This window comes from Streptomyces sp. NPDC039424, assembly GCF_055639495.1.
This window is the reverse complement of the sequence record NZ_JBVKAI010000011.1, coordinates 78973-105348: the sequence shown is the minus strand read 5'-3', so window position 1 is coordinate 105348 and position 26376 is coordinate 78973. Positions and strand designations below refer to the sequence as shown.

Below are 26376 nucleotides of genomic sequence, written 5' to 3'. Positions count from 1 at the left end.
CATGCCCGCCACCGTCGTCATCACCGGTGCCAGCGCCGGCATCGGCCGCGCCACCGCCCGCCTCTACGCCCGGCGCGGCGCCGACGTCGTGCTCGTCGCCCGGGGCCGCGGCGGTCTGGAGGCCGCCGCCGACGAGGTCGCCGCGCTCGGCGGCCGTCCCCTGGTGCGGGTCGCCGACACCGCCGACCCGGACCAGGTGGAGGCCGTCGCCGAGGCGGCCGAGAAGGAGTTCGGCCCCATCGACGTGTGGATCAACTGCGCCTTCTCCAGCGTGTTCGCCCCCTTCGACGAGATCACCGCCGAGGAGTACCGCCGGGTGACCGAGGTGACCTACCTCGGCTTCGTCAACGGCACCCGGGCGGCGCTGAAGCGGATGCTGCCGCGCGACCGGGGCACCATCGTGCAGGTCGGCTCCGCGCTCGGCGAGCGGGCGATCCCGCTGCAGTCCGCGTACTGCGGCGCCAAGCACGCCATCAACGGCTTCACCTCCTCGCTCCGCGTCGAGCTGCTGCACCGCGGCAGCAACGTGCACGTCACCGTCGCCCAGATGCCCGCCGTGAACACCCCGCAGTTCGACTGGGTGCGCTCCCGCCTGCGCAAGCACCCGAGCCCGGTCCCCCCGATCTACCAGCCCGAGGTCGCCGCCCGGGGCGTGCTGTACGCCGCCGACCACCCGGGACGCAAGCAGTACTACGTCGGCGCCACCACCGTCGCCACGATCTGGGCCAACCGGCTCGCCCCCGCCCTGCTCGACCGCTATCTGGCCCGCACCGGCTTCGACGCCCAGCAGACCGACCAGCAGCCCCCGACCGGCCGCAACAACCTCTTCGAACCCGTCGACCGGCGGCCCGGCGACGACCACGGCGCCCACGGCGTCTTCGACGACACCGCCCACGACCGCTCCTGGCAGGCCGCCCTGGCCCGCCACCCCGCGGCGACGGCGCTGGGCACCGGCCTCGCCGCGGTGACCGCACTGCGGGGTATCCGGCGCCTCGCCAAGTCCGGCTGAAAGCAGCCGGACGCTCGCACGTCGCCCCGCCACCCCGGCACCGCAACGGCCCGCCGGGCGGGGCGCGTTGATCTGCCCTAGGCTGACCGTGTGCGCCTGCTCCTCATGTCCGACACGCATCTCCCCAAGCGCGCCAAGCGGCTGCCGGACCAGCTCCTGGCCGAACTCCCGCACGCCGACGTGGTGTTCCACGCCGGGGACTGGGTGGACATCGACACCCTCGACCTGCTGGAGAGCCGCAGCCGCCGGCTGATCGGCGTCTACGGCAACAACGACGGCCCGGACCTGCGTGCCCGGCTGCCCGAGGTGGCGTACGCCGACCTGGGCGGCCTGCGCTTCGGCGTGATCCACGAGACCGGCCCCGCCGAGGGCCGCGAGGCCCGCTGCGCCGCCCGCTTCCCCGACCTGGACGTCCTGGTCTTCGGCCACAGCCACATCCCGTGGGACACCACCGCCCCGGGCGGCCCGCGCCTGCTCAACCCCGGCTCCCCGACCGACCGCCGCCGCCAGCCCCACTGCACCTACCTGACGGCGTCCGTCGCCGACGGCGTGCTGACGGACGTGACGCTGCACCGGCTGCCGCCGCGATGAGGGCCGTCCCCGCGCGGTTGTGCCAGGATGCGGCGATGATCTCCAGCTTCCCCATACCGCCGGTCGTCCCCGCGGGTGCGATGTCCGGCGCCGCCCAGCCGGTGCTCGCCCTGCCCAACGGCCTGGAACTGCGCCCGTGGCGCCCGGCCGACGCCGACGCCCTGCTGGCCGCCGGACAGGACCCGGCGATCCGCCGGTGGAACCTGTTGAGCGTGGACAGCCGCGAGGAGGCGAGCGGGCGGATCGAGCGTATGCGGGAGCGGTGGCGGGCAGAGACCGGCGCCGTCTGGGCCGTCGCCCGCCCGGACGGCGAGGTGCTGGGCCTCATCGGCTGGAACGACATCGACCTCGCGGGCGGCAGCGCCGAGATCGTCTACTGGGTGCTGCCCGCGGCCCGCGGCGGCGGCATCGTCGTGGAGGCGGTGCGGCGGGTCAGCCGGTGGGCCCTGGACGACCTCGGCCTGCACCGCCTGCGGCTGTGCCACGCGGTGGCCAACCCCGCGTCCTGCCGGGTCGCCGAGAAGGCGGGCTATCTGCTGGAAGGCACCATGCGCGGCGCCCTGCTGCACGCCGACGGCTGGCACGACCAGCATCTGCACGCCCTCGTCCGGGGAGACCTCTGACGGCCGGGGCGGTCGCTGCTCGGCGTGACCGTCGGATCACGGAACGAGATCCGGGCCGCTCCATCGAAGGGAACGGCCCGGGCACTGTGGATGATGCGCTGTCACGGACCTCCTTCCGGGGAGTACGGCTGAGGACATGCATGCCTCATCGTGCTGTTGCGCCGCCTACCCGTGAGCGCGCGCCTCACACACGGATTACGTCAAGGACGGGAAAAAAATCCGTGGACACCCGAGCGGGCGGTTGGGTGGGATGAGCCGATGCTGATCGACGCCCCGCTCGTCCGCCGTCTGCTGGCCGCCCAGTTTCCGCAGTGGGCCCACCTTCCCCTCGCCCCGGTGCCGCGCTCCGGCATGGACAACGCCACCTTCCGGCTCGGCGACGAGCTCTCCGTCCGGCTGCCCCGCTACCCGCACTGGGCCGGTCAGGTCGAGCGCGAACAGCGCTGGCTGCCCCACCTCGCCCCGCACCTGCCGCTCGCCGTCTCCCAGCCGGTGGGGCGGGGCGAGCCGGGTGAGGGCTACCCCCACCCGTGGTCCGTCTACCGCTGGCTGCCGGGCGAGCAGGCCCGCACCGAGTCGCTCACCGACCCGCGGCGCACCGCCCTCGATCTCGCCGGGTTCATCACCGCCCTGTGGGCCGTCGACGCCACGGGCGGGCCAGGCCCCGAGCAGAGCAACGCCTTCCGCGGCGTCCCGCTGGGCGACCCGCGCGACTCCATCGCCCACGAGGCACGCGTCCGCCCCAAGATCGAGGCGTTGAAGAGTGCGGGCATGGTCGACGCCGGCCTGGTGACCGAGGTGTGGGAGGCGGCCCTCGCGGCTGAGCCCTGGCACCGGGAGCCCGTCTGGGTCCACGGCGACCTCGACCCCGGCAACCTCCTGGTCAGGGACGGCGGACTCACCGCCGTGATCGACTTCGGCACCCTCGCGGTGGCCGACCCCGCCGTCGACCTGCTCCCGGCCTGGAAGTTCCTGCCCGCCCACGTCCTGGGGACCTTCCGCGAGGCCGTCGCCACCGACGACGCGACCTGGGCCCGCGCCCGGGGCTGGGCCCTGGCGAGCTCCCTCCCCGTCCCCGACGACCCGTACTTCCAGCAGGACCCGTCCCGGGTGACCACCGCACTCCGCCATCTGGAGGCGGTGCTCGCCGACCATCGCCGGGAGGCGGGCTGACGGGGGGTGTGGACACGCCCTACGGCATTCCGGCCCCTCCGCCCGCCCCGCCCCGCGCGTGGATGGCCCCCTCGGTGACCGTCAGCGGGGCCCCGCTTCCGCCCCACCGCAGGGCGACGATCTCCGCGGCCACCGACACGGCGACCTCCTCCGGTGTGCGGGCGCCGAGGTCCAGGCCCAGGGGGGAGCGCAGCCGGGACAGCTCGGCCGGGGTGAGGCCGGTCTCGGTGAGGCGTTTGCTCCGGTCGGCGTGGGTGCGGCGGCTGCCCATCGCCCCGATGTACGCGGCCGGCCGGCGCAGGGCCTCCCGCAGCAGCGGTACGTCGAACTTGGGGTCGTGGGTGAGCACGCAGATCACCGTGCGGTCGTCGGTGTCCGTGGCGCGCAGATAGCGGTGCGGCCATTCCACGACCACCTCCGCGCCCTCCGGGAAGCGGGCCGGTGCGGCGAACGCCGGCCGGGCGTCGCACACGGTGACCCGGTAGCCGAGGAAGGCGCCGATGCGGGCCACCGCCGCCGCGTAGTCGATCGCGCCGAACACCAGCATCCGCGGCGGCGGCGCGAAGGACTGCAGGAACACCGTGACGGAGTCCTCGCGCCGCTCTCCGTGGGGCCCGTAGTGCCGAAGGCCCGTCGCGCCGAGGGCGAGCTCCCCGCGCGCGTCGGCGGACACGGCCGCGTCCAGCCCGGTGGACCCCAGCGTCCCGGCGGTCGTCTCGGGCCACACCGCGAGGGTGGCCCCGCGCGGGGCGGGCCCGTCGACCACGCTCGCCACCGTCACCGGCTCCGCGCCCGCGACCGAGGCCGCGACCGCGCCGAAGGAAGGGTCCAGCTCGGGCGTGACGGGCCGGACCAGCAGGGTGATCTCGCCGCCGCAGGTGAGCCCCACCGCGAAGGCGTCCTCGTCGCTGTAGCCGAAGGTCTCCAGCCGGGCCTCGCCGCTCGCCACGACCTCCTGGGCGAGGTCGAAGGCCGCACCCTCGACACAGCCCCCGGAGACGCTGCCCACGACCTCCTCGTCCGGGCCGACGGCCATCGCCGCGCCCGGCCCGCGCGGGGCGCTGCGGCTGACCGCGACGACCGTGGCGAGCCCGAACGGCACATGAGCGGCGTACCACCCGCTCAGCACCGGGAGAATGTCCCGCATCGTGCGTTCCTCCTCGCCCCGCGCTGTAGTTGAACGTTAATCCGTTGGTGTCGTGCTCCACCTTCTGCTGCACTGCACCGGTCGAGTTTCCGCAGACCCAAGGAGCAGCAATGCGCGCACCGTTCATGTCCGGCCAGGAAGGAACGACCCACTCACACAAGGACATGACGCTTCGTGCATTTGCTCAACTTGGGAATCCTCGCGCACATCGACGCAGGTAAGACCAGCCTGACCGAACGGCTGCTGCATGCGGCCGGGGTGACCGACGAGATCGGCAGCGTCGACGCGGGCACCACCCGCACCGACACCCTCGCGCTGGAGCGGCAGCGCGGCATCACCATCAAGTCCGCCGTCGTCTCCTTCCCGCTGGACGGCGTGAGCGTCAACCTGATCGACACCCCCGGTCACCCGGACTTCATCGCCGAGGTGGAGCGGGTGCTCGGCGTGCTGGACGGCGCAGTCCTGGTCGTCTCGGCCGTCGAGGGCGTACAGGCGCAGACCCGTGTCCTGATGCGCACCCTGCGCCGGCTGCGCATTCCCACCCTGGTCTTCGTCAACAAGATCGACCGGCGTGGGGCGCGCGAGGAGGACGCGCTGCGGACGATGGCCCGCCGGCTCACCCCGGCCCTGGTGCCGATGGGCACGGCCGCCGCACTGGGCACCCGCGCGGCCCGCTTCGTGCCCGGCCTCGGCCCGGCCGCGCTGGACGTCCTCGCCGACCACGACGACGAGCTGCTCGCCGCCTATGTCGAGGGCGCCGCCGTACCGCCCGGCCGCCTGCGCGCCACCCTCGCCGACCGCACCCGGCGGGCCCTCGTGCACCCCGTCTACTTCGGCTCAGCCGTCACCGGCGCGGGCGTAGCCGAGCTGGTCGGCGGCATCCAGGAGCTGCTCCCCGCCGCCGGGGGCGATCCCGGCGGGCCGCTGTCGGGCACGGTCTTCAAGGTGGAGCGCGGCCCGGCGGGGGAGAAGGTGGCCTACGCGCGGATCTTCTCCGGCACCCTGCGCGCCCGCGACCGGATCCCCTTCGGGGACGGCCCCGAGGAGGCCAAGGTCACGGCGGTGAGCGTCTTCGAGGAGGGCACCGAGGTCCGCCGGGACAGCGTCGGCGCGGGCCGGATCGCCCGGCTGTGGGGCCTGGGCGGCATCCGGATCGGCGATGCGATCGGCCTGCCGAGGACGGCGTACGAGCACCACTTCGCGCCGCCGACCCTGGAGACGGTCGTGGTCCCCGGGCCGGGCGCGGACCGGCGGTCGCTGCACCTCGCGCTCACCCAGCTGGCCGAGCAGGACCCGCTGATCGACGTACGGCACGACGAGGTGCGGCAGGAGACCTCCGTCTCCCTCTACGGCGAGGTGCAGAAGGAGGTCGTCCAGGCCACCCTCGCCGACGAGTTCGGCCTGGACGTCACCTTCCGGGAGACGACGACGATCTGCGTGGAGCGTCCCGTCGGCACCGGCGCGGCCGTGGAGTTCAACAAGAAGGACCCGAACCCGTTCCTGGCCACCGTCGGCCTGCGCGTCGACGCGGCCCCGGCCGGCTCGGGAGTCGACTTCCGGCTCGCGGTGGAGCTGGGCTCCATGCCGTACGCCTTCTTCAAGGCCGTCGAGGACACCGTCCGCGAGACGCTCGGCCAAGGGCTGCACGGCTGGCAGGTCACCGACTGCACGGTCACCATGACCCACTCGGGCTACTCGCCCCGGCAGAGCCACGCCCACCAGGGCTTCGACAAGAGCATGTCGAGCACCGGGGCCGACTTCCGCGGCCTCACCCCGCTCGTCCTGACCGAGGCACTGCGGCGCGCGGGCACCCGGGTGTACGAGCCGATGCACCGCTTCCGGATCGAGGCCCCGGCGGACACGCTGGGCGCCCTGCTGCCGGTGCTCGCCCGGCTGGACGCGGTGCCGCGGACCACCTCGACACGGGGGGCCGTCTGCGTCCTGGAGGGCGCGGTCCCGGCCGCCCGGGTGCACGGACTGGAGCAGCGGCTGCCGGGGCTGACCCGGGGCGAGGGCGAGCTGGAGAGCGCCTTCGACCACTACGCGCCCATCACCCGCGGCACGGTGCCCGAACGGCCGCGCACCGACCACAACCCGCTGAACCGCAAGGAGTACCTGCTGAAGGTGACGAACCGGGTGAGCGGTTGAGGACCGAGGGGCGGCCGAGCCCGAACTTACTCCAGAGTCAGAGGTGTTGACTGTGTCTTGACATCGCCGGACTGTAGTGGACATGTCGAATATCCGGGCGCGTCTGATCGTTGTCCTGGTTGTCCTCTGTGGATTCCTGACGGTGGCGGGCGCCCAGCCCGCCACCGCCGCCACCCCTGCCGACTCCCTCTGGTTCGACGGCACCTCCCTCACCGTGCAGAACGGCCGCTTCACCGACGGCCAGGGCCGCGAGGTCGTACTGCGCGGCTACAACGTCTCCGGCGAGACCAAGCTGGAGGAGAACGGCGGCCTGCCCTTCGCCTCGGTCGCCGACGCGAGGAAGTCCGCGACCGCACTGCGCGCCCTCGGCGGCGGCAACGCGGTCCGCTTCCTGCTCTCCTGGGCGCACGCCGAGCCCGTGCGCGGCCAGGTCGACACCGCCTATCTGGCCGCCGCCACCGACCAGATGCGCGCCTTCCTCGACGCAGGCATCCGCGTCTACCCCGACTTCCACCAGGACCTCTACTCCCGCCACCTCTTCAACACCGGAAGCTGGTACACGGGCGACGGCGCCCCCAAGTGGGCCGTGAGCGCCGGGATTTACCCTGCTGAGTCCTGCGGGATCTGCCTCTTCTGGGGCCAGAACATCACCCAGAACTCGGCCGTGACGAAGGCGCAGTACGACTTCTGGCACAACGCCTACGGCCTCCAGGACGCCTTCCTCGCCACCGCCCAGCAGACCTTGGCATACGTCCGACAGCACCTCACCGACGCCGAGTTCGCGGGCGTCGTCGGCTTCGACCCGTACAACGAGCCGTACGCGGGCACATACGAGTCCGGGCAGACCAGCCGCACCTGGGAACGGGACCTGCTGTGGCCCTTCTACCAGAAGTTCCGGGCCCGCATGGACGCGGCCGGCTGGCAGGCCAGGCCCGTCCTCGTCGAGCCCAACCTCTTCTGGAACTCCAACATCTCCTCCCAGAAGCAGGAGGGCGGCCTGCTGGACGCGGGCACGCTCGGCTCGCGCTACGTCTTCAACACCCACTTCTACGACCAGAAGGCCATCTCCGGCATCCTGATGTGGGGCAAGGCGGGCGACGGCCAGTACGCGACCGACTTCGCGGGCGTCCGCGACCGGGCCTCCGCCGCCGGTACCGCCGCCCTGGTCAGCGAGTTCGGGCACCCGCTGTCGGGCACGGTGGCGGACAAGGCGCCGACCGTGCTCAAGGCGATGTACCAGGCCCTGGACTCCCGTCTGCCGGGGGCGAGTTGGTGGTCGAACCCGGCCTCCTCCGGCCCGGTCCTGTCCGGCACCCAGTGGCAGTGGGACCTCTACAACGGCCGCCACCACGAGCTGATGAACGACAACCCCGACAAGGTGCGCACCTCCGGCGACGCCTGGAACGACGAGGACCTCTCCGCCGTACGGCTCGACGACTCCGGCACGGCGACGCTGCGCCAGGACGCCCGGCTCCTCGACCGGCTCTATCCGGGCGCGACGGCGGGCACGACGCTCGCCTTCACCTACGAGGACCGCTCCCGCGACGGCTCGACCACCCTCACCTGGAACCCGGTGCCGAGCTCGCTGCCCAACGTGTCACGGCTGGTCGGCTCCGGCCAGTACGGACTGCTGGTGTGGCGCTCGGACAGCGGTACGGCACCCACCGAACTGCACCTCCCGGCGTCCTTCCCCACCGCCGCGACCACCGTCGTCTCCGACCTCGGCACCACGTACGCGCCGCCGGCGTACACGGCCTCGACCCCGGTCGGCGTGGCACCGGAGCCGGGCGGCACGGGCAGCCGCCGCCTGCTGCTCACCGACACCGACTCCGGTGCCCCGCACTACGCGCTGGTGACCAACGGCGCGACGAGCACACCGTCCGCCGACCTGCTCGGCGCGGCGAAGTCCGAGCTGGCGGCGTGGGCGGCGGCCCGCTTCTGACCCGCGGCGGCCTCCGGGGCGCGCACCCGCCCCGGAGGCCGCACAAGGACCTCAACCGCCGGACGGGCCGGTCCAGTCCGTCTGCACATGGCCCACCCGGACCCGCTGCGGATGATCGCCCACCGCCACGGAGGTCACCTTCTTGCCGGTGGCGAAGTCGATGGCCGTGACCTGGTCGGCGCCGCTCTCGGAGACGACACAGTCCTTGCCGTCGCCGCTGACCGTGGCCCAGTAGGGCTTGGAGGCGGTGACCAGCGGGCCCTCCTGGAGGGTGGCGCGGTCGACGACGGTGGCGTAGTCGTCCATGGTGCCCGCCACGCACAGCTTGGTGCCCGAGGGGTTCATCGAAAGGCCGTGGTGGCGCGAGTCGTTGACCCAGGTGGTGCGGTCCTCGCTGGTCGCCGGGTTCTTCGGCAGGGTCTTCATCCGGGTGATCTTGTCGGTGGCGACGTCGTACTCCAGGAAGCCGTTGAAGAAGGACACCTGGAAGTACAGCTTGGACTCGTCGGGGGAGAACACCGCCGGGCGGACCGCGTCGGAGAAGTCCTTCAGGCCGTAGGCGTCCAGCCGGCTGCGCATGTCGATGACCTTGACCTGCTTGTACGTCGTCGCGTCCACCACCGTGATGTGGCGGTCGCCCTTGGTCCAGTCCCAGGCCGGGTCGTCGAGGGAGGTGTTGACGTCCCCGATGGCCATGTTCCAGATGTACTTGCCGTCCCTGCTGAAGATGTTCTCGTGCGGCTTGTCGCCGGTGGCGAACGAGCCGAGCTGCTTGCCGGTGCTGATGTCCAGCACGTGCACGGTGTTGGCGGTGGAGGCGGAGACCGCGACCCGGGTGCCGTCCGGGGAGACGGCCATGTGGTCGGCGCGGTAACCGGACACCGGGAAACGCCAGTTGATCTTCCCGGTGGCCAGGTCGATCGAGACCACGTCGGCGAAGCTCGGCCGGGAGACCACCACCGACTTGCCGTCGGGCGTCGAGTACATGTCGTCCACGAACTGGTCGTGGCCCTCGCCGACGCTGTTGCGGATGGCCTGGAAGTAGATCCACTTGATCGGATCGGCGTTGATCTCCGCCATCCGCTGGTCCTTGTCCGGGATGACGTTGATCCGGCCCACCTTCGCGAAGTCGCCGGAGGACTTGATGACGTCCGCGGTGCCCTCCCAGTTGTTGCCCACGAAGAGCACCTCGCGCAGGGCGGAGGCGTCCGAGGCGGTGGACGCGGCAGAGGCGGCGGTGGCGGGTGCGACGACGGTCAGGACGAGTGCGGCGGCCAGGGAGCCGAGGTGCCTGGATCGGAAGGCAGGCATGACTGCTCTCTCCTCTGAGAAATCTGAACACGGGTGCTTTCACAGTCAACTTACTGAAAAGTAAGGAGGGGGCGGCCTTCTCGACAAGATGCGTGCACGACAAGATTGGCCCCGGGGTGGATGACAAAGGGGGAAGCGTGGCGGGCAGGCTCAGGGCGCCGACGGGCCGTTACGGCGGCAGGTCCGCCGAGGAACGCAAGGCCGAGCGGCGCCGCCGCTTCCTTCAGGCCGCGCTCCAGCTGTTCGGCGACAGCCCCGGCTTCCGCGCGACGACCGTCGCCGCGCTGAGCCAGACGGCGGGGCTGTCCACCCGGCAGTTCTACGAGGAGTTCCGCACCCTGGAGGACGTGCTCGCCGCGCTCCACCTGGAGGTCAACGACTGGGCCGAACAGGCGGTGCTGGAGGCCCTGGCGGAGGCGGAGACGCTGCCGCTGGCCGAGCGCGTCACCGTCCTCTTCCGCGCCTACGCCCGCGACGTCACCTCCGACCCGCGTCGCATCCGCATCACCTTCGTCGAGATCATCGGCGTCAGCCCGCGCCTGGAGGAGCAGCGGCTCGCCCGCCGCGCCCGCTGGGTCGACCTGATCTGCTCCGAGGCGACGGCCGCCGCGGCACGCGGGGAGGCGGCACCCCGGGACTACCACCTGGCCGCCACCGCGTTCATCGGCAGTGTCAACGGCCTCCTGCACGACTGGAGCGCGGGCTGGGTGGACGCCACCCTGGACGAGGTGGTCGACGAACTGGTCCGGCAACTCCTGGGAATCCTGCGGCCGCGGGGGTGGGGCGGGGAGAGCTGAGCTCATCCGGCGAGCCGGTCCACCGCTTCCCTCACCGGCGCCGCTCCGTCCTCCGCCCGGATCCGGGCGCCCAGGGAGCATGCCCGTTCGCCGTGTCCTGGCGGGCGGCGCGGACGAGAGCCGCTGACAGGGTGTCGACGGTCTGGCCGCACCGCGGCACCGCGGCCGGGGCCACGCCGAGGGCGACCAGGCGGGCGGACCAGAAGCCCTCGTCGAACTGGACCGGGAGGGCACGGCCGGGACCCCCGGCCCGCAGTCCGGCCGCGGTCGTCCCCGCGCCCGCGCGGTGCACGACCGCGGCCCATGTGCGGGAACAGCGCCGAGTGCGGGACCTGTGCGCTCAACCGTCCGGCGTCGGGCCTCGGGCACCGCGGAGGCGAAGACCCGCTCCACGGCCAGGTTGACCCCGTGCCCGGCGATCCGGTTCCCGGCCCCGCCCCAGGAGCCGCCCCCGAGCACCGGCGGCGCGAACTCCCTTGTGTGGGCCGGCGGTTGCAGGTACAGCCCCAGACATTCCACCGGCATGCGGCGGACGGTAGCCAGCCCCCGCCAGCGATCGAAGAGCTTCCGGAAAACCCCCGCAACGCCGGGCCAGTATGGCGGCGCGGCACCGGGCGCGGGGCGAACCGCTGGGCGGGACCGCCGATTTCAGGCCTTCCGCCCTCTCCGCCGTCACTCCTGTCGCATCCGTTGACTTCGACCTCCGGCGGCTCTACGTTCGGCGCGCGACGCGTTCGGACTGCCGATCCTTGTTCGAAATATCGACGCTCATGACGCCCCGTAGGAGCCGCATGTACCCCCCACCCCGATCCACCGGCAGCGCTCTGGTGCGACTGTGCAGAGCCGCCGCCGTACGCGCCCTCGTCCTGGCCCTGACCGCGACCGCCGCTCTTCTCTTCGCCCAGCCCGGCACGGCCCAGGCGGCGACGACCCGTCAGATCGCCGTGCCCACCGCCCCCATGGGCTGGGCCTCCTGGAACAGCTTCGCCGCGAAGATCGACTACAACGTCATCAAGCGGCAGGTCGACGCGTTCGTCGCCGCGGGCCTGCCGGCGGCCGGATACAAGTACATCAACATCGACGAAGGCTGGTGGCAGGGCACCCGCGACAGCGCCGGGAACATCACGGTCGACACCGGTGAGTGGCCCGGCGGCATGAGCGCCATCGCCGACTACATCCACAGCAAGGGCCTCAAGGCCGGCATCTACACCGACGCGGGCAAGGACGGCTGCGGCTACTACTTCCCCACCGGCCGCCCCGCCGCGCCGGGTTCGGGCAGTGAGGGCCACTACGACCAGGACATGCTGCAGTTCTCCAAGTGGGGCTTCGACTTCGTCAAGGTCGACTGGTGCGGCGGTGACGCCGAGAAACTCGACGCGGCGTCGACGTACCAGGCGATCAGCGGCGCGGTCACGAAGGCCTCGGCGGCCACCGGCCGGCCGCTCACCCTCTCCATCTGCAACTGGGGTTACCAGAACCCCTGGAACTGGGCGCCGGGCCAGGCCCCGATGTGGCGGACCAGCACCGACATCATCTACTACGGCAACAAGCCCTCGATGACGAACCTGCTGTCCAACTTCGACCAGACCCTGCGCCCCACGGCCCAGCACACCGGCTACTACAACGACCCGGACATGCTGATGGTCGGCATGGACGGTTTCACCGCCGCCCAGAACCGCACCCACATGAACCTGTGGGCGATCTCCGGCGCCCCGCTGCTGGCCGGCAACGACCTGACCACGATGACCTCGGAGACCGCCGCCGTCCTGAAGAACCCCGAGGTCATCGCGGTCGACCAGGACACGCGCGGACTGCAGGGCGTCAAGCTCGCCGAGGACACCACCGGGGCGCAGGTGTACGGCAAGGTGCTGTCGGGCACCGGCAACCGCGCGGTCGTCCTGCTCAACCGCACCTCCGCCGCCAGGGACATCACCGTGCGTTGGTCCGACCTCGGCCTGACCAACGCCTCCGCGACCGTCCGCGACCTGTGGGCCCGCTCCAACCTGGGCAGCCACGGCACGAGTTACACCACCAGCGTCCCGGCCGGCGGCTCGGTGATGCTCACGGTCACCGGCGGCACCGAGGCCGGGAGCAGCACGTACACGGGTACGGCCGGCTTCACCGGCGTGGTCGCCGGCAGCACCGGCGTGAAGACCGTCGACGTCTCCTACACCAACACCGCCTCCACCGCCCGCACGGCCACGCTCCAGGTCAACGGCCAGGGCAGCACCACGGTCTCCTTCCCGCCGACCGGATCGAGCGCGGGCACGGTCTCCGTCGCGGTCGGCCTGTCCAAGGGCTCCACCAACAAGCTCACCTTCACCGGCGCCCCGGCCCTCGACTCCATCACCGTCCGACCACTGCCCGGAGCGAGCGGCACCCAGGCCGTCGGCAAGCAGTCCGGCCGCTGCCTGGACATCTACAACAACACCATCACCAACGGCACCCAGGCCGAGCTGTGGGACTGCAACGGCGGCCAGAACCAGTCCTGGACGTACACCGACCGCAAGGAACTCGTGCTGTACGGCAACAAGTGCCTGGACGCCCACAACCTCGGCACCAGCAACGGCACCAAGGTCGTCATCTGGGACTGCAACGGCCAGAACAACCAGAAGTGGAACGTCAACGCCGACGGCACGATCACCAACGTCAACGCGGGCCTGTGCCTGGACGCGAACAACGCGGGGACGGCGAACGGGACGCCGATGGTCCTGTGGTCCTGCGGTGGCGCCGACAACCAGAAATGGTCGTTGAACTGACGGTCAGCGGCACGGTGGGTCGTACGGCTCGCCGGGTACGTAGGTGGTCCACTCCTTCTGGGTGATCACATCACCGACGCTTCTGCAAAGGAGCCAGGTGAGGTCCGAGGGTTCGGTGGACCACACGTCTACGGTGGCGCCGGTGGCGGCAAGGAAGGGCTCTCCCTGGGAGCTGTACGACAGGCTCCCGAATTCGCCCCCGAGGCCGCCGGTGCCGTAGGCGAACGAGGCCTGGTAGACCGGAGCCTTCGGGTCGCTGACGTCCCACAACTCGATGTGGCCGCCGATGCCACCCTCGTGGTCTGCGGAGCTTGCCCAGGCCAGGGTCTTGCCGTCGGGGCTGAAGGTGACGCTTCCGTCGGAGTCGAGCGTGCGCATCACGACGGGTTCGTCGGTGATCCGGCCGTCCTCGACGCGCCAGAGGCGAGTGGTGTCCTCGCTGTCGGTGACGGCGAGCAGTTTTCCGTCCGGGCGGAAGGCGGCCTCCGACACCATGGCGCCCGGTGTGAGCAACCGGGTCGGCTGGGACACCGGACGCCGCGGGTTCGTCAGTGACCAGGAGAGCAGTTCGTCAGGGGCGTTGGCGACCAGGAGCCGGCCCTTGGGGGCGAAGGCGACGAAGAAGAAGTGGCCCTCCATGGACGCGGTCTGCCGGGGGCGCGAGACGTCGGTGATGTCGAACACCCTGACGGCTGACTGCTCTCTCACCCCGGGGGTGCTCTTGTCGTTGTTGTCGACGACGGCCAGCAGGTGTCCGTCCGCGCTGAAGGAGATGTCCTCGACGCCGCTGGTCACGTCCCTGATGGTGGCGATGACCGGTGCGCCGTGCCGGTTGGTGTCGCGCAATCGGACGACGTGCTTGGTACCACTCAGTTCGCTGAGAGCCAGGATCCGCCCGTCCGGGCTGAAGGCGGCTCCCTCCGCGCCGATGTCCCCACTGCCCGGCAGTTGGGCCAGCCTCTTGTGGAGCGTCGCGGAACCGCTCAGGTCCCACAACGCACCGCCGTTGGCACCGTGGATGACGAGCAGCCGCCGGGCCCCGCCGCTGAACCTCGCGGTCGTCTGGAAGCCGGACGGGGCCGGTCCGAAGCTGGACGCCGCGGTGGGCCGCGTCCTGTTCTCCACGTACCACGACAGGACTCCGTGCTTGGTGGCCCGCAGCAACTGGTCGCGCGGCGTGAAGAGCACCGGACCCGTCGTCTTGTCGGCGTTCGCGATCTTTCCCAGCTCGGCGGACTTCACCAGGTTATGGCGTGAGGTGACGTCCCAGAGAGCGGTGGAGGCCCCGCAGCCGGTGGCGAGAGTCTTCCCGTCCGGACTGAACGCGGCGGAAGCCAGGTTCATCGCGCAGGAGGTCATCCAGCTTTCCTTCGCCGTGCCCGCCAGCGTCGGCTGTCCCCGGCCCCGGAGTTTCCACAGGCGGACACCGTACTTCTCCCCGTCCCCCGGACCGGCCAGCAGCCGGCCGTCCGGGCTGAACACCACCCGGTGCAGCGGCTTGCCGGCCAGGTCGTAGTCGACGGAGTGCGGCCTGAGACCGGGAAGGACCGCCCGCGCGGCGGTGTGCCGCTGGTCCGATGTGTCCCACAGCCGCACCTTGCCGTCACGGCCGGCGCTGGCCAGAAGACGCCCGGACGGCGCGAAGGCGAGCGAGTCGACGTCCCCGGTGTGCCCGCTCAAGGTGCGCACAGGGCGCGGGGCCGACCGGTCGGCGATGTCCCACAGCCGGATGCCTCCGTCGACGCGGCCGACGGCGAGCAGGCGATTGTCCGGACTGATCGCCAACGACAGGTCCCCGGTCGTCTGTCGCACGGGGAGGGTGACGCGGCGGGGGTGCCGGGGCGCGGTGACGTCCCACAGCCCCAGCCGACCGCCGGCCTTGGCACCCGCTCGCACGGCGGCCACGAGCCGCCCGTCAGGGCTGAGCGCCACCGCTCCGGTCCGCGGCTGGCCGATGTGTCCCAGTCCCGCACCGTGGGCCGTGTCCCACAATGCGACTTCGGAACCCGTGGCGATCGCCATCCTGTTGCCGTCGGCGCTGAGCGAGATGTCGTCGGCGGGGGCGGAGCCCTGGAAGACGCCCGGCAGATCCATACTGGCGAGCATGGACGCCGTGCCGATGCGCGGATCCAACCGATGGGCGACCATGCTGAGTTGCTTGGCCAGCTCCGGCCTGCTCTCCTGCAGTCTGTCCGCCTCGGAGTTGATCAGCCGGGCGACGGCCCGCCGCCGCTGATCCGCCTCCCGCTGCCCCGACATCCACGCCAGGACTCCGCCCGTCCCGGCCAGCAGGGTCAGCACGCACAGGCAGGCGATGACGGCCGTGCGTATGCGCACCCCACGGCGTTCCTGGAGCCACGACCGGTGCAGGAACTCCGTGAGCCGCGGCTCCAGTCGGTCGTCGGTGATGCCGAGGCGTTCACGGGCGGCGGCGAGCCGGGCGCCGCGATAGAGCAACGAGGTGTCCTTGCCCGCCCGCCACCAGGCATCGGCATCGACGGCGACCTCCTGACGGGTGCGCAGCCATTCCCGGTCCGTGTCGATCCACTCGCGCAGCAGCGGCCAGGCGGTCAGCAGGGCGTTGTGGCTGATGCGCACGGTCCGCTCGTCGAGCACCAGCAGCCGCGCCGCGGCCAGCCGGTGCAGGGCCCGCTCGGCCGCCCGCGGATCGGGCAGGCCGTCCAGCAGCTCGCTCCGGTCGACCGGGCGGCTGGTGTCGGGCGCCTCGTCGTCGATGCGCACCAGACGCGGCAGCATCCGGCGTACGGCGGCACGGCCCGCGTCGTCCAGGAGCCCGTACGTCTCGTCGGCCGTCTGTTTGATGGCGTGGTCGATGCCGCCGCTGCTGCGGTAGCCGGCGACGGTCAGGCGGCTGCCGCGCCGCTGCCGCCAGGTCGCCCAGAGGGTGTGGGAGAGCAGCGGCAGGGTTCCGGTCTGGGACTGGGCCAGCCGGGCGGCCCCCAGCTCGTGGATGAGCAGGTCCGCCAGTCCTTCGTCGAGTTCCAGACCGACGGCCCCGGCCGGGCGCTCGATCGCGGCCCTGAGCTCCTCCTGGCGCATCGGCCCGACGAGCACCTGGTTCTCGCGCAGCACCGAGGCCAGTTCGGGCAGGGTCTGGGCGTGTCCGTAGAAGTCGGCGCGCAGGGCGGCGACCACGAGGGTCCCGGCCTCGGCCATGGCCGCCAGCGCGGTGAGGAACGTCGTCCGCTCGGACCGGTTGCGGCAGGCGGTGAAGAGCTCCTCCAGCTGGTCCACGACCAGGACCAGACGCCGCTGACGCTCTGGGACAAGGTCGCGGGCCCACTCGGCGGCCACCCCGGGATCCTCGGACAGAAGAGCCGCCTCACCCGCGCCGTCGGTACGGAGCGCGGCGGCCAGACTGCGAGCGGGGTGTTGGCCGGGGGCGAGGACGACGCACGGCCAGGCGGCCGACCCCGGCAGCAGCGGGCTTCCGGTCCGCAGGGCGGCGAGGAGACCGGCGTGCAGCAGTGAGGTCTTGCCGGCACCGGACGGCCCGACCACGGCCAGCGGCCGGCCCTGCTCCACGGCCCGGACGCAGGCGTGGAGCAGTTCGTCGACCAGTTCGTCCCGGCCGTGGAAGAACCCGGCGTCGTCCACGGTGAACGGTTCGAGGCCCGGGTACGGGCAGGGGCCCGGCGCCGGTTCCTCGGCCGCGGCGCCGCCCGGTTCGGCGGGCGCCGGCGCGGCGGCGTTGACGGCGACGACCAGCCCGCCGGAGCGGTCGCCGGCCTGGCGGCGCGGCAGCGGCCCACCGCGTGCCCGCAGCGCACGGAACAGGTGGTCGTAGACGTCGTCCAGGGTGAGCAACCGCGGCGCGCGCGGTTCGCCTTCCTTCAGCAGGCCGATCAACTCACCGGTCAGAGCGGTGTGTTCGGCGCCGTCGGGGGCCAGCGCGAGCTGCTCGGCCGAGCCCATCAGGTACATCCCGTGACCGGCGGGCAGGCTGAAGGCCGCGGGCCGCGGCACACCGGCGCCGAGCCGGGCCCGTCCGGAGAAGCAGCAGTCCAGGACGACGATCACCGACGCCGCGCGGCACATCGTGAGGGCCTCGCGCAGCGCCGAGAACGACAGCGCCTGGTGCGCGGCGAGACCTGGGGTCAGCCGGTCGGTGGCGCAGGCGGCGAGGTACAGCTCGTCACCGGGGCCGATGAGGCCGTGCCCCACGAAGTACACGAGCAGGGTGCTCTCCGCCTGCTGTGCCACGTCGGCGATCGCCAGCGCCATCGTCCGGGCGTCCGCCGGGTCCACCAGGGTGTGCAGCCGGTCGAGGGTCACTCCGCAGTGTTCGACCAGTGCGTCCGCCAGGGCCTCGATGCTGCGGGCCACCGCCGGTACGGACGTCAGTGTCGGGCCGTGGTGCGTGCCGGTGCCGATGAGGAGCACCCGGGCGCCGGAGGACGCCAGCGCGGTGGTGGGACGGGACCTGGCCGGGGGCACGACGGGCCTGGTCATAACCCGCTGCCGTCCGGTTCCCGGCCGCCGTCGAGCATCTGGGACGTGTCGGCCACGAAGGCCCGCAGTTCCTGGGGGGTCATCGGTCCGACGAGCTTCGTGGAGATCTCCAGCGAGGCGCCGTCGGGCCGGGTCGCCTTGACGGTGACGTCGGCGTGACGGTTGCGGATCCATGCCACCACGGCGGTGGTGAGTCCGGTGGCCGCCCCGCCCGAGCCGAGCGCGACCACCAGGCCGTCCAGTACCGGCCCCAGCGTGCCGGGCACCGGTGGTCTCTCGTGCGGGGTGACTCTGCCCCGCAGTTCGTCCTCCCCGGCGAGCCACGCGAGCAGCGAGCGCGTCTCGTCGGCGTCGACACCGGTGGTGACACCGCCGTCGGCATCGTCACCGACACGGACATCCACGCGTACGTCCACAGGTTCCCCCGATCCTGCATCCTCCGGCGCACACCGAACCGACGCCGGTACCGCTGTCGGGCACCAGGGTAGGGGAGTTGGCGGAGCCTGACCCGGGATCCGTGAGGCACGTGACCCGAACGAGTCACCGCCGGGGCAGGGACAGCACCACCAGTCCCGTCGCCGCCAGCAGGGCGCATCCCAGCAGGAACCAGGCCAGCAGCCGTCGGCGCAGGGCGTGGTACGCCGTCTCGTAGGACCGGCGCAGCTCCTCGCCGCGCTGGGCGGTGCGGCGCCATGAGGTGCGGGCCAGCGCCAGGAACTCGGCCTCCAACTGCCGCTCCAGAGCCGCCCGTTGGGTGTCCGTCAGCCAGCCGAGCCCGACGGCGGCCCGGGCGGCGGCCGTACGGCCCTCCTCGCGGGCGGCCGCGATCAGCAGATGGCCCTCGATCTCGTGGACGAGGGTCCGCGCGTCGGGGGAGTGGTCGTCCCTGGTCGTCATGGCGCCGTCAACTCCCGTCCGGGCAGCGGGGTTTCCACTCCAGGGTGATGCAGGTCGAAGGCGGGGGACTCGCTGCGGATCCGCGGGAGGGCGACGAAGTTGTGGCGGGGCGGCGGGCAGGAGGTGGCCCACTCCAGCGAGCGGCCGTAGCCCCAGGGGTCGTCGACCTCGATCTTCTCGCCGTACCTGGCGGTCTTCCAGACGTTGTAGAAGAACGGCAGCAGGGACGCTCCGAGCAGGAAGGAGAAGATCGTCGAGACGGTGTTGAGCGTCGTCAGGCCCTCGACCGCGAGATAGTCCGGAATCCTGCGCTGCATGCCGCCTGCGCCCAGCCAGTGCTGGACCAGGAAGGTGCCGTGGAAGCCGACGAACAGCGTCCAGAAGGTGATCTTGCCGAGGCGCTCGTCGAGCATCCTGCCGGTGAACTTCGGCCACCAGAAGTGGAAGCCGGAGAACATCGCGAAGACGACCGTGCCGAAGACCACGTAATGGAAGTGCGCCACCACGAAGTACGAGTCGGAGACGCCGAAGTCCAGCGGCGGTGAGGCGAGCATGACGCCGGTCAGTCCGCCGAAGACGAACGTGATGAGGAAGCCGGTGGCCCACAGCATCGGGGTCTCGAAGGACAGGCTGCCCTTCCACATGGTGCCGATCCAGTTGAAGAACTTCACCCCGGTCGGGACCGCGATCAGGAAGGTCATGAAGGAGAAGAACGGCAGCAGCACGCCACCGGTGACGTACATGTGGTGCGCCCACACCGTCACGGACAGACCGGCGATCGAGATCGTCGCGGCGATCAGACCCATGTAGCCGAACATCGGCTTCCGGGAGAAGACCGGGATCACCTCGCTGATGATGCCGAAGAACGGCAGGGCGATGATGTACACCTCTGGATGGCCGAAGAACCAGAAGAGGTGCTGCCACAGGAGTGATCCGCCGTTGGCGGCGTCGAAGACATGGGCGCCGAACTTGCGGTCCGCCTCCAGGGCGAACAGCGCGGCGGCCAGCACCGGGAAGGCCAGCAGGACCAGGACACCGGTCAGCAGCACGTTCCAGGTGAAGATCGGCATGCGGAACATGGTCATGCCCGGTGCGCGCATGCAGATGATCGTGGTGATGAAGTTGACCGAGCCGAGGATGGTGCCGAAGCCGGAGAAGGCCAGACCCATGATCCACATGTCGGCGCCGGCGCCGGGGCTGCGGATCGCGTCCGACAGCGGGGCGTAGGCGAACCAGCCGAAGTCGGCCGCACCCTGCGGGGTGAGGAAACCACCGACGGCGATCAGCGAGCCGAACAGGTACAGCCAGTAGGCGAACATGTTCAGCCGCGGGAAGGCCACGTCCGGCGCGCCGATCTGCAGCGGCATGATCCAGTTGGCGAAGCCGGCGAACAGCGGCGTCGCGAACATCAGCAGCATGATCGTGCCGTGCATCGTGAACGCCTGGTTGAACTGCTCGTTCGACATGATCTGCAGGCCCGGCCGGGCCAGCTCGGCACGCATGAACAGCGCCATCACGCCACCGACGCAGAAGAACGAGAACGCCGTCACCAGATACAGCGTGCCGATCGTCTTGTGGTCCGTGGTGGTCAGCCATTTGAGGTTGTCGCTCATACCCCGCCTGTGTCCGGGCCCCCGCACGCGGGTCACACTCGGGCGACGCGACGAGAATCACGGACATGGGTGTGACGATCCGGACGGTGCCGGACACGAACCGAACATGAGCAACGACGAGATATTCGCCGCTGCCTATCGCGAGCACTACTGGGCGGTCAGCCGCTATGTCGCGCGGCGACTGGACGGGCGGACCAGCGAGGTGGAGGAAGTGGTGGCAGAGGTGTTCACGGTCGCCTGGCGGCGCCGGGCGGACCTGCCGCCGTCACCGCTGCCCTGGCTGTACGGGGTGGCACGCAACTGCCTGGCGAACGCGGTACGCGGGTACGGGCGCCGGCGCCGCCTGGTGGACCGCCTGGGCAACGACGAGACCGCGCACGGACGGCAGATCGTGGACAGCCCCGACACCGAGAGCCCCGGCGCCTGGGTGCACGAGGCACTGGCCCGGCTGACCCCGGGCGACCAGGAGGTGCTGCGGCTGACCACGTGGGAGGAACTGGACATCGACGAGGTCGCCGTCGCCCTCGGCTGCGGCCGACGCGCGGCGGCGATGCGCCTGCACCGGGCCCGCCGCCGGCTCAGAGCCGAGATCGACCGCCTGCAACCCGCCTGCGCTGCCGCGGCGACACCCTCCAAGGAACACGGCCATGGCTGACGAACTCGAACTGCTGCGCAGCGCCAACCCGGTGCCCGCCGACGGCCCCCACTTCGGCGACGGCCCGCTGGACCACCGTGCCGAGCGGCACCTCGACCGGCTGCTGCACGCTCCCCGCACCGGGCGCCGCCGTCCGTACGTCCGCCTGGCGTGGGCCCTGGCGGCCACCGCCGTCGTCGTGGCGACCGCCCTGACGGTGCTGGTCGGCGGCCCGAGCACCACCCCCGCCGTGGCCGCGCCCCGCCCGCTGGTGGTGCGGGCCGGCTCCACGCCCGTACCGCTGAAACAGCTGGCCGAACTGGCCGGGACGGCCGCGTCCGACGGCTCCCCGGTCCTGCGCAAGGGCACCCATGTGCAGACCTGGAGCATGGGCATGAGCGACGACAAGCCGCCCGTCACGCTGCCCGAGGAACGTGTCGTGCGGTGGCGGGCGGACGACAGCCACACGGAGCTCGTGGTGGCGACCGACCCGCTCCACCCCGGCCACCCCGTCCTCACCGACGAGGGCGACGAGCCGCGCCAGGTGGCGGACGGCCACGTCATCAGCAGGCGGACCTACCCGCCGAGCTGGAGCGACGCCCCGCCCGAGGCACGGCCCCCGCACGACGTCGCCCGGCTGCGCGCCTACCTCACGGAGACCGCCCGCACCGAGTCCCCGACCACACCCGAACTCCTCGACGCCGTCCACGCGTTGCTGGACCACTGGACGCTCGGTGCCCGCGAGTCGGCGGCCCTCGTCCGGCTGCTGGCGGACACCGGCGGCCTCAGGCCCGTCGGGCAGGTGACGGACCGGCTCGGGCGGCCCGGCCAGGCGTACGTCTACGACGGCGAGGCCGCCCGCCGCATGCTGATCATGGACCCGGCCACCGGCACCGTCCTCGGCCTGGAGTTCACGGCCACCAGGGCCGATCCCGAGTACGGTCTCAAGGCCGGGGACGTCATGGAGTACAGCGCCTGGATGCGCTGATCACCAAGGTCCGGGCCGGCCGGGCGCCGGCCCGGACCCTCGCGGTCTTCCTCCCTACTCGTCCCAGGCCTGGATCATGATCTGCTCGGCGATCTTCCCGTCGCGCAGCGTGATCATCGACTCGGCGAGGACCTTGACGCCGTCCGAGTACTCGCAGGACTCGCTGAAGGCGGCGCCGTCGCCCTGGACGACGCACCGCTCCAGCTTGTGCGTCATGTCGCGGCCGTAGACGTCGTCGAGCATCTCGGCGATCTCGGACCGGCCGTGCAGGACCTTGGGATGGCTGGGCTGGGTGTTGCGGTCGACGATGCGGATCTCCGCGTCGTCCGTGTAGAGCGACAGCAGTGTGTTCCCGGTGTTCCCTTCTATGCCCCGGCGCAGTGTCTCGGTGTCGAAGGCGGAGCCTGCCGCAGTGCCCATGGTGACCTCCTTCGAGGGCCGCGGCCCATGCGGGAACGGGCCGCTGGGGACCCCTCCTTCGAGACTCCTCCGCCTCAGCGGCCTCGGCAAGCGCAGTCCCGGCGAGCCGGCGGGCGTCAGTCCGCCGTGGCCAGGAACTGGGTCGCCGCCAGCTCCGCGTACAGCGGATCGGCCGCCACCAGCTCCCGGTGCGTGCCCACCGCGCGCACCCGCCCCGCGTCCATGACCACGATCCGGTCGGCCATCGTCACGGTGGACAGCCGGTGTGCGACGACCAGCACGGTGGTGGAGCGCGCGACGTCGGCGACCGTGTCCCTGAGGGCCGCCTCGTTCACCGCGTCCAACTGGGAGGTCGCCTCGTCCAGGAGCAGCAGCCGCGGTCGGCGCAGCAGTGCCCGGGCGATGGCCACCCGCTGCCGCTCCCCGCCCGACAGCTTGGTCCCCCGGTGCCCGACCAGTGTCTCCAGGCCCCGCGGCAGCCGGGCGGTCAGCCCGTCCAGGCGGGTCGTCTTCACCACCCGCGCCACCTCGTCCTCGGACGCCTCCGGATTCCCGAGCAGCAGGTTGTCCAGCAGCGAGCCGGACAGCACCGGGGCGTCCTGCTCCACATACCCGATGGCGGAGCGCAGCCTGGGCAGCTCCCAGTCCGCGAGGCTCACGCCGTCCAGGGCGATCTCGCCGGAGTCGGGGTCGTAGAACCGCTCGATGAGGGAGAAGACGGTCGTCTTGCCCGCGCCGGACGGTCCGACGAACGCCGTCATGCCCCGGGCCGGTATCTCGAAGCTGACCCCGTGGTGGACGTACGGCAGGTCGTCGGCGTACCGGAAGCGCACGTCCGTGAAGGCGAGCGCCGCAGGCTCGGCCCCGGCGGACGGCAACGGGGCGGGCGCCGAGGCCGGTTCGGCCGGCAGCCGCAGCGCCTCCTGGATCCGGGCGAGCGCCCCGGCGCCCGTCTGGTACTGGGTGATGGCGCCGACGACCTCCTGGATCGGCGCCATCAGGTAGAAGACGTACAGCAGGAACGCCACCAGCGTGCCCACGTCGATCGCGCCCGTCGCCACCCGTGCCCCGCCGACAGCGAGGACGGTGATGAAGGCGCCCTGCATGGCCAGCCCGGCCGTGTTGCCCGCCGCGGCCGACCACTTGGCGGCGCGCACGCTCTGCCGCCACGACTCCTCGGCCGCCGCGTGCAGCGTGGCCTCCTCCCGGTGCTCGGCGCCGGACGCCTTCACCGTGCGCAGCGCGCCGAGGATCCGCTCCAGCGAGGCGCCCATCACCCCGACCGCGTCCTGCGCCTGCCGGCTCGCCTTGTTGATGCGCGGCACGATCGCGCCGAGCACGGTGCCCGCGCCCAGGACCACCGCCAGCGTGACGGCCAGCAGAACGGGGTCGACCAGGGCCATCATCACCACCGTCGCGAGGAGCGTGAGCCCGCCGGTGCCGAGGGCGACCAGCGACTCGGTGGTCACCTCGCGCAGCAGGGTGGTGTCGGAGGTGATCCGGGCCATCAGATCGCCCGGCTCGCTGCGGTCCACGGCCGTGATCTTGAGACGCAGCAGGTACGACGACAGGGTGCGCCGCGCTCCGAGCACCACCGACTCGGCGGTGCGGCGCAGCACGTACGAACCCAGCGCGCCCACCGCCGCGTTGGCGACGACCAGGCCCGCCATGACCAGCAACGGGCCGGTGATGGACCGGTCGTGCGACAGGTCGTCGATGAGCCCCCGCGCCACCAGCGGCAGCAGCAGCCCGGTCCCCCCGGTGACCAGCGAGAGCACCGCGCCCGCCAACAGGGCCCGGCGGTGGGGCCGTACATAGCCGAGGAGCAGCCGCCACGCGGGCGGCTCCTTCGGTTCCCTCGCTGCGTCGCTCACAGTGCTCCCTGTCCTCGATGAGGCCGGCGGACCTCAGGCTATGTCGGCCGTCGCGTCCGGCGCGGAAAGTTGTCCGTGAGCTGCGCCGTGCTCGCCGCGGTTACCGATCATTCGCGCGCTAGGGTCGCCGGAGCAGGAGTATCGACGGAAGGAGCCGGACCATGGCGCAGGAAGTACGCGGCGTGATCGCACCGGGCAAGGACCAGCCGGTGCGGGTCGAGACGATCGTCGTTCCGGACCCGGGGCCGGGAGAGGCCGTGGTGCGGGTCCAGGCCTGCGGGGTCTGTCATACCGATCTGCACTACAAGCAGGGCGGGATCAGCGACGACTTCCCCTTCCTGCTCGGTCATGAGGCGGCGGGTGTGGTGGAGTCGGTGGGCGAGGGCGTCACCGATGTCGCGCCGGGTGACTTCGTGGTCCTCAACTGGCGTGCGGTGTGCGGTCAGTGCCGGGCGTGTCTGCGCGGGCGGCCCTGGTACTGCTTCGACACCCACAACGCCAAGCAGCGGATGACCCTGACCGACGGTACCGAGCTGTCCCCGGCCCTGGGGATCGGTGCCTTCGCGGAGAAGACACTGGTGGCGGCCGGTCAGTGCACCAAGGTCGATCCGGCGGTCTCGCCGCAGGTCGCGGGGCTGCTGGGGTGCGGGGTGATGGCCGGGATCGGTGCCGCGATCAACACGGGGAACGTCGGGCGGGGTGACTCGGTGGCGGTCATCGGGTGCGGCGGAGTCGGGGACGCGGCCGTCGCCGGGTCGCACCTGGCGGGAGCGGCGAAGATCATCGCGGTGGACATCGACGACCGCAAGCTGGACAAGGCCCGCGAGCTGGGCGCCACCCACACGGTCAACTCGCGCGAGAAGGACGCGGTGGAGGCGATCCGTGAACTGACCGGCGGCTTCGGCGCGGACGTCGTCATCGAGGCGGTCGGCCGCCCGGAGACGTACAAGCAGGCCTTCTACGCCCGCGACCTGGCCGGGACGGTCGTCCTGGTCGGGGTGCCGACCCCGGAGATGAAGCTGGAGCTGCCGCTGCTGGACGTGTTCGGGCGTGGCGGGGCGCTGAAGTCCTCCTGGTACGGCGACTGCCTGCCCTCCCGGGACTTCCCCCTGCTGATCGACCTGCATCTGCAGGGGCGCCTGCCGCTGGAGCAGTTCGTGACCGAGACCATCCGGCTCGACGAGGTGGAGAAGGCCTTCGAGCGGATGCACCAGGGCGACGTCCTGCGCTCGGTGGTGGTGCTCTGATGGCCGCGCGCATCGAACGCCTCGTCACCTCCGGGCAGTTCACCCTCGACGGCGGCACCTGGGACGTCGACAACAACGTGTGGATCGTCGGCGACGACCGCGAGGTGATCGTCATCGACGCCGCCCACGACGCCGACGCCATCGCCGAGGCCGTCGGGGACCGCCGCCTGACGGCGATCGTGTGCACCCACGCCCACAACGACCACGTCGACGCCGCGCCCGCCCTCGCCGACCGCACCGGCGCCACGATCTGGCTGCACCCCGCCGACCTCCCCCTCTGGCAGCTCACCCACCCGGACCGGGAGCCCGACGCCCACCTGGCCGACGGCCAGGTCATCGAGGCGGCCGGCGCCGACCTCACCGTGCTGCACACCCCCGGCCACGCGCCCGGCGCGGTCTGCCTGTACGACCCCGGGCTGGGCGCCGTCTTCACCGGCGACACCCTTTTCCAGGGCGGACCCGGCGCCACCGGCCGCTCCTACTCCCACTTCCCGACCATCATCGACTCCATCCGCGACCGCCTCCTCACCCTGCCCCCGCAGACCAAGGTCCTCACCGGCCACGGCGATCCGACCACCATCGGAGCCGAGGCGCCCCACCTGGAGGAGTGGATCGAGCGCGGCCACTGACCCCGGGCCCCGCCGGAGTCGAAGGACCTGAACGAAAGGCCGCGCCGCTGAGACACCACGGCACGCCGACGCGGAAATGGCGACAGGAGATGTCCGGCTTC

General features: G+C 71.9%; 20 protein-coding genes and 1 pseudogene. 12 read left to right on the top strand and 9 right to left on the bottom strand.

All coding sequences use genetic code 11. The features are described 5' to 3' along the window. The first annotated feature begins 1 nt into the window (after position 1). The 4 genes from ACZ7L0_RS25955 (at position 2) to ACZ7L0_RS25940 (ending at position 3396) form a co-directional block, all read left to right on the top strand. On the top strand, positions 2 to 1009 hold the full coding sequence (locus tag ACZ7L0_RS25955) for an SDR family oxidoreductase (RefSeq protein WP_471244950.1): 1008 nt from the start codon (positions 2 to 4) through the stop codon (positions 1007 to 1009). A gap of 90 nt (positions 1010 to 1099) precedes the next feature. Continuing rightward, positions 1100 to 1600 (top strand): metallophosphoesterase family protein, encoded by a 501-nt coding sequence (locus tag ACZ7L0_RS25950; protein WP_471244949.1) that lies wholly within the window; start codon positions 1100 to 1102, stop codon positions 1598 to 1600. 35 nt (positions 1601 to 1635) lie between these two features. Next, positions 1636 to 2223, top strand: coding sequence for a GNAT family N-acetyltransferase (locus tag ACZ7L0_RS25945; protein ID WP_471244948.1), 588 nt, complete (start codon positions 1636 to 1638; stop codon positions 2221 to 2223). Positions 2224 to 2481: 258 nt separating this feature from the next. Next, entirely contained in the window at positions 2482 to 3396 is a 915-nt protein-coding gene (locus ACZ7L0_RS25940) for an aminoglycoside phosphotransferase family protein (RefSeq protein WP_471244947.1), read from the top strand. 19 nt (positions 3397 to 3415) lie between these two features. Here the strand turns inward: ACZ7L0_RS25940 and ACZ7L0_RS25935 are convergent, their stop codons facing one another. Continuing rightward, positions 3416 to 4543, bottom strand: a complete 1128-nt coding sequence (locus ACZ7L0_RS25935) for an XdhC family protein (protein ID WP_471244946.1) — start codon at positions 4541 to 4543, stop codon at positions 3416 to 3418. 174 nt (positions 4544 to 4717) lie between these two features. On the opposite strand from ACZ7L0_RS25935, the gene ACZ7L0_RS25930 reads away from it, so the two are divergent. Both ACZ7L0_RS25930 and ACZ7L0_RS25925 read left to right on the top strand, forming a co-directional pair. After that, positions 4718 to 6691, top strand: coding sequence for a GTP-binding protein (locus tag ACZ7L0_RS25930; RefSeq protein ID WP_471244945.1), 1974 nt, complete (start codon positions 4718 to 4720; stop codon positions 6689 to 6691). An 82-nt stretch (positions 6692 to 6773) separates the two neighbouring features. Beyond that, complete coding sequence (locus ACZ7L0_RS25925; protein WP_471244944.1) at positions 6774 to 8633, top strand: endoglycosylceramidase; 1860 nt, start codon at positions 6774 to 6776, stop codon at positions 8631 to 8633. A gap of 51 nt (positions 8634 to 8684) precedes the next feature. On the opposite strand, the gene ACZ7L0_RS25920 is transcribed toward ACZ7L0_RS25925, so the two are convergent. After that, positions 8685 to 9944 (bottom strand): YncE family protein, encoded by a 1260-nt coding sequence (locus ACZ7L0_RS25920; protein WP_471244943.1) that lies wholly within the window; start codon positions 9942 to 9944, stop codon positions 8685 to 8687. Positions 9945 to 10081: 137 nt separating this feature from the next. On the opposite strand from ACZ7L0_RS25920, the gene ACZ7L0_RS25915 reads away from it, so the two are divergent. Continuing rightward, positions 10082 to 10741 carry a TetR/AcrR family transcriptional regulator gene (locus ACZ7L0_RS25915; protein ID WP_471244942.1) on the top strand — a complete coding sequence of 220 codons (660 nt, stop codon included), beginning with the start codon at positions 10082 to 10084 and terminating at the stop codon, positions 10739 to 10741. Between the two features lie 2 nt (positions 10742 to 10743). On the opposite strand, the pseudogene ACZ7L0_RS25910 reads toward ACZ7L0_RS25915, so the two are convergent. After that, a pseudogene (locus tag ACZ7L0_RS25910) lies at positions 10744 to 11287 on the bottom strand (glycosyltransferase); the annotation flags it as partial. A 245-nt stretch (positions 11288 to 11532) separates the two neighbouring features. On the opposite strand from ACZ7L0_RS25910, the gene ACZ7L0_RS25905 reads away from it, so the two are divergent. Beyond that, complete coding sequence (locus ACZ7L0_RS25905; RefSeq protein WP_471244941.1) at positions 11533 to 13500, top strand: ricin-type beta-trefoil lectin domain protein; 1968 nt, start codon at positions 11533 to 11535, stop codon at positions 13498 to 13500. A 3-nt stretch (positions 13501 to 13503) separates the two neighbouring features. Here ACZ7L0_RS25905 and ACZ7L0_RS25900 read toward each other — a convergent pair whose 3' ends face one another. The 4 genes from ACZ7L0_RS25900 to ctaD form a co-directional block, all read right to left on the bottom strand. After that, on the bottom strand, positions 13504 to 17973 hold the full coding sequence (locus ACZ7L0_RS25900) for a caspase, EACC1-associated type (protein ID WP_471244940.1): 4470 nt from the start codon (positions 17971 to 17973) through the stop codon (positions 13504 to 13506). Further along, complete coding sequence (locus tag ACZ7L0_RS25895; protein WP_471244939.1) at positions 17970 to 18377, bottom strand: effector-associated constant component EACC1; 408 nt, start codon at positions 18375 to 18377, stop codon at positions 17970 to 17972. Before ACZ7L0_RS25895 ends, ACZ7L0_RS25900 begins: the two co-directional genes overlap by 4 nt. 136 nt (positions 18378 to 18513) lie before the next feature. Next, positions 18514 to 18870, bottom strand: a complete 357-nt coding sequence (locus tag ACZ7L0_RS25890) for a hypothetical protein (protein WP_471244938.1) — start codon at positions 18868 to 18870, stop codon at positions 18514 to 18516. Beyond that, entirely contained in the window at positions 18867 to 20483 is a 1617-nt protein-coding gene (gene ctaD, locus ACZ7L0_RS25885; protein WP_471244937.1) for an aa3-type cytochrome oxidase subunit I, read from the bottom strand. The genes ACZ7L0_RS25890 and ctaD overlap by 4 nt, the downstream gene beginning before the upstream one ends. 106 nt (positions 20484 to 20589) lie before the next feature. Between ctaD and ACZ7L0_RS25880 the strand changes: the two genes are divergently transcribed. After that, positions 20590 to 21138, top strand: coding sequence for an RNA polymerase sigma factor (locus tag ACZ7L0_RS25880; RefSeq protein ID WP_471244936.1), 549 nt, complete (start codon positions 20590 to 20592; stop codon positions 21136 to 21138). Continuing rightward, entirely contained in the window at positions 21131 to 22105 is a 975-nt protein-coding gene (locus ACZ7L0_RS25875; protein WP_471244935.1) for a CU044_5270 family protein, read from the top strand. The genes ACZ7L0_RS25880 and ACZ7L0_RS25875 overlap by 8 nt, the downstream gene beginning before the upstream one ends. Positions 22106 to 22159: 54 nt before the next feature. Here the strand turns inward: ACZ7L0_RS25875 and ACZ7L0_RS25870 are convergent, their stop codons facing one another. Further along, a complete protein-coding gene (locus ACZ7L0_RS25870) occupies positions 22160 to 22525 on the bottom strand; it encodes a nuclear transport factor 2 family protein (RefSeq protein WP_471244934.1) in 366 nt (121 codons plus the stop codon). 116 nt (positions 22526 to 22641) lie between these two features. Then, a complete protein-coding gene (locus ACZ7L0_RS25865; RefSeq protein ID WP_471244933.1) occupies positions 22642 to 24399 on the bottom strand; it encodes an ABC transporter ATP-binding protein in 1758 nt (585 codons plus the stop codon). 161 nt (positions 24400 to 24560) lie between these two features. Here ACZ7L0_RS25865 and ACZ7L0_RS25860 point away from each other — a divergent pair, with 161 nt between their 5' ends. Then, entirely contained in the window at positions 24561 to 25646 is a 1086-nt protein-coding gene (locus ACZ7L0_RS25860; protein WP_471244932.1) for an S-(hydroxymethyl)mycothiol dehydrogenase, read from the top strand. Beyond that, on the top strand, positions 25646 to 26275 hold the full coding sequence (locus ACZ7L0_RS25855) for an MBL fold metallo-hydrolase (protein WP_471244931.1): 630 nt from the start codon (positions 25646 to 25648) through the stop codon (positions 26273 to 26275). Before ACZ7L0_RS25860 ends, ACZ7L0_RS25855 begins: the two co-directional genes overlap by 1 nt. Positions 26276 to 26376 lie beyond the last annotated feature (101 nt).

Excerpts from the sequence above, each read along its gene's own strand:
- ACZ7L0_RS25900 (WP_471244940.1), bottom strand. The coding sequence starts at position 17,973 with ATGACCAGGCCCGTCGTGCCCCCGGCCAGGTCCCGTCCCACCACCGCG.
- ACZ7L0_RS25905 (WP_471244941.1), top strand. The coding sequence starts at position 11,533 with ATGTACCCCCCACCCCGATCCACCGGCAGCGCTCTGGTGCGACTGTGC.
- ACZ7L0_RS25860 (WP_471244932.1), top strand. The coding sequence starts at position 24,561 with ATGGCGCAGGAAGTACGCGGCGTGATCGCACCGGGCAAGGACCAGCCG.
- ACZ7L0_RS25855 (WP_471244931.1), top strand. The coding sequence starts at position 25,646 with ATGGCCGCGCGCATCGAACGCCTCGTCACCTCCGGGCAGTTCACCCTC.
- ctaD (WP_471244937.1), bottom strand. The coding sequence starts at position 20,483 with ATGAGCGACAACCTCAAATGGCTGACCACCACGGACCACAAGACGATC.
- ACZ7L0_RS25940 (WP_471244947.1), top strand. The coding sequence starts at position 2,482 with ATGCTGATCGACGCCCCGCTCGTCCGCCGTCTGCTGGCCGCCCAGTTT.
- ACZ7L0_RS25945 (WP_471244948.1), top strand. The coding sequence starts at position 1,636 with ATGATCTCCAGCTTCCCCATACCGCCGGTCGTCCCCGCGGGTGCGATG.
- ACZ7L0_RS25920 (WP_471244943.1), bottom strand. The coding sequence starts at position 9,944 with ATGCCTGCCTTCCGATCCAGGCACCTCGGCTCCCTGGCCGCCGCACTC.
- ACZ7L0_RS25870 (WP_471244934.1), bottom strand. The coding sequence starts at position 22,525 with ATGGGCACTGCGGCAGGCTCCGCCTTCGACACCGAGACACTGCGCCGG.
- ACZ7L0_RS25935 (WP_471244946.1), bottom strand. The coding sequence starts at position 4,543 with ATGCGGGACATTCTCCCGGTGCTGAGCGGGTGGTACGCCGCTCATGTG.
- ACZ7L0_RS25955 (WP_471244950.1), top strand. The coding sequence starts at position 2 with ATGCCCGCCACCGTCGTCATCACCGGTGCCAGCGCCGGCATCGGCCGC.
- ACZ7L0_RS25925 (WP_471244944.1), top strand. The coding sequence starts at position 6,774 with ATGTCGAATATCCGGGCGCGTCTGATCGTTGTCCTGGTTGTCCTCTGT.
- ACZ7L0_RS25890 (WP_471244938.1), bottom strand. The coding sequence starts at position 18,870 with ATGACGACCAGGGACGACCACTCCCCCGACGCGCGGACCCTCGTCCAC.
- ACZ7L0_RS25875 (WP_471244935.1), top strand. The coding sequence starts at position 21,131 with ATGGCTGACGAACTCGAACTGCTGCGCAGCGCCAACCCGGTGCCCGCC.
- ACZ7L0_RS25880 (WP_471244936.1), top strand. The coding sequence starts at position 20,590 with ATGAGCAACGACGAGATATTCGCCGCTGCCTATCGCGAGCACTACTGG.